4 protein-coding genes are annotated in these 2555 nt (G+C 56.5%); 2 read left to right on the top strand and 2 right to left on the bottom strand.

All coding sequences use genetic code 11. From position 1 onward, the window contains the following. A partial coding sequence (locus tag DCC24_RS11835; protein ID WP_233492097.1) for a hypothetical protein occupies positions 1 to 777 on the top strand: 777 nt, incomplete at its 5' end. A gap of 28 nt (positions 778 to 805) precedes the next feature. Then, positions 806 to 1144, top strand: a complete 339-nt coding sequence (locus DCC24_RS11830; RefSeq protein ID WP_110100099.1) for a hypothetical protein — start codon at positions 806 to 808, stop codon at positions 1142 to 1144. Positions 1145 to 1327: 183 nt separating this feature from the next. On the opposite strand, the gene DCC24_RS11825 is transcribed toward DCC24_RS11830, so the two are convergent. Both DCC24_RS11825 and DCC24_RS11820 read right to left on the bottom strand, forming a co-directional pair. Beyond that, entirely contained in the window at positions 1328 to 1888 is a 561-nt protein-coding gene (locus tag DCC24_RS11825; RefSeq protein ID WP_110100098.1) for a DNA-binding protein, read from the bottom strand. A gap of 273 nt (positions 1889 to 2161) precedes the next feature. Then, on the bottom strand, positions 2162 to 2555 hold a 394-nt coding region (locus tag DCC24_RS11820), incomplete at its 5' end, for a transposase (protein WP_146206333.1).

Genomic DNA, 2555 nt, shown 5'->3' with positions numbered 1-2555 from the left:
AGGCGCCACTGGCCTTCAACTGCGCAACAACATCAGCCCCACCAGGCTGATCAACACGATCATCTGTCATGGTCATCATCATGTCCTCTCATCGATGACTCTGTACACAAACAATCTGACACCCTCAGGAGGCCATCCGAGAAGAAAATGATCAACAAAATCGCACCCGTCAGCATTGCTGCTCTCCCAGCAATCGGACTCACCGCCCCAGGAGCCTCCGCACAAATTGACCAACCCATCAACCCAACAGAAACTGCAGAAAATTACGACACTGAAATACCCGAAACGCCTGCACTCGGCAAAACACAGGAGATGCCTGAGCCGGAAGAAGGCAGCGTCTTCGACACCGTGGCAAACGCTGCAGATGCTGATGAGCAACGCGCCATTTTAGAAGCTGAAGGATTCGAACCCAAAACTGGTCCAAATGGCGAAGAGCAATACGAAAAAACAGTCGATGGGATCACCCTGGGGTGGACTATCGATGCTGACGCTGAGCAAGATGGAATCGAACCCATGTGGACCATTGGATGGCAAAATGGGCCATACGTGGCTGCAACTACAGAGCAATGGCAAAATGCAGCGGTGAATGCAGGCATCATCGGGGGCGCCGCATGTACGTTTATCACCGCCACACTCGGCGCAGCAGGATGTGTGGCCGCCGCAGGCGTTGTGACAAACTACATCAATAACATGGATCCCAATGCTGCCCCGCATGACTGCTGGGCGTATTTTGGCCCATTTGGCACAGTTCCGGTACTGCCCTCAAACAGCTGCTAACCCAACGTAACTTCCAGGAGCGTGCCACATGAATGTTCGCATCGTGCCCGCGATTGGTGTGCTTGGCCTCGGTGTAGTGGCCGCTGTATGGGTAGCAGTGTTTGGGTCCCCGAGCTTCGATTGGGTACTGCACTTAGGCCTGAGCTTCTTTGCCGCTGGAATACTCACAACAGTGGCTGTCCTCCAGCAGTGGCAGCATTTCGCGTGGCTGCCACTAGCCGGATTCGCTGTGGCAGCCATCGGCATCATCACGGAGCAAGCATCACTGGCCACCACGGGCTATTTCATCTTCGCTGTCACCACCGTCTGGCACGGACACCAGAAAGAAAAAACAGCACAGCAGAACCACACAACGGACCCTTCCTAAAGCAACAGAACAAGCTCTAACCAACAATCCGATGAGCGTCCCAGATGTTCCCACTCGCTGAGGGGTCTTCTCTGCCATAATAATGTGCATATTCACGGCCCTGACATTTGGGCCGTGAAGTTTAGTTGCAATGGATAATCTCGGATGCGCTGCGCATTACTACATCGTGGTGTCGTCAGGGTGTCAGAGATGGCCTGGTTTGCCGTCAGTGAGTTTGGTCAGTTGTTCGTCAATGAGCTTTGTCAGGCGCGCATTTTCTGTTGCCAACTGGTCTGCGCGGCCTCGTATTTCAGCGGCCTCATGCTGGGCTTGATCCACGGCAGTGCGGGCCTGGGCCTCAGCCTCGGTGGCACGCAGGTTTGCTTGATCAATCTCGTCCCGCAGCGTCTGCTCGGTCTGCTCTGCCTCATGCAGATCCGAGATATAATCTTCAGTATCTTTGGTCAGCTGCTCGACCTCGGCCTGTAACCGGTCATGTTCTGGGGCCACCGCATCCCAGGCGGCTAGATAGGCGTCAGCCCAGATGGCCTCGAACCGACCGTGCACATCCGTGGGCACCTCGGGCACCGGCACCGTATCGTCTTCGGCGGTGGCCTCATTCCAAGCTTTGGCCACCGAGGCGGCCACCGTCATCCGCACCCCCGCAGCCTCTCGAACCGCCCGGGCCGTGACGGCCCGTCCCGTGTCGGCCAACTCACGGGCTGCTGCTTCGGCACGCTCCTCTGGTGTCTGCTGCCGAACCATCAAAACTCCAACCTTCACTCAGACAGTAACTACTATTACCTGTTTCCCTGTTACCATCTTGGGCAAGAAAACACAGCATCACCACAAAAAGTGCGGCGCCCACACCGCGACGCCGCACCACCACGGGGATGGAGCAGTCAGGGCCCGGAAACCAACGAGCAACACACATGATGGCGGAAGGTTAGAGTTCCTTCAGCCCAGAGCCTTCGGCCATGCCCCTGGCTGTCTTTCACCAGCTGTAAATGTTACCTTTACAGCATGGAGGTTTGTGGCTCATCGTAATTGAGAGTGTAGAACCGGTCTGAAGCCACCGGACTCGAGCAGACATCTCGCGATGTAGTGCGTGAGGTTGCGGAAGCCGAGTGCTGAGCCCCGTAGGTGTTCGAGCCTGCCATTGATCGCTTCGGTAGGCCCGTTCGGCGTTCCCGGTCGGGTGAAGAACGCCAGGATATCAGCAGCTCGACGCTTCAGAGTCCGTCCCAACCGTTTGAGCTCGACCAGTCCTGTCGGCAGATTCGTCGTCAGATCGTCGATGACTGATTGTAAGAGCTTCTTGCCCTCGTTGCCGTCGTTGGTTCGGTAAGCGCGCACAATGTCTTGATAGACGGCCCAGGTGACTTCGACGGCGGTGAAGTTGGCGTCGGCGAAGAGGCTTACGATCCGCTCC

This window comes from Auritidibacter sp. NML100628 (assembly GCF_003185985.1).
Lineage (GTDB): Bacteria > Actinomycetota > Actinomycetes > Actinomycetales > Micrococcaceae > Auritidibacter > Auritidibacter ignavus.
This window is presented reverse-complemented; position numbering and strand designations above follow the sequence as displayed.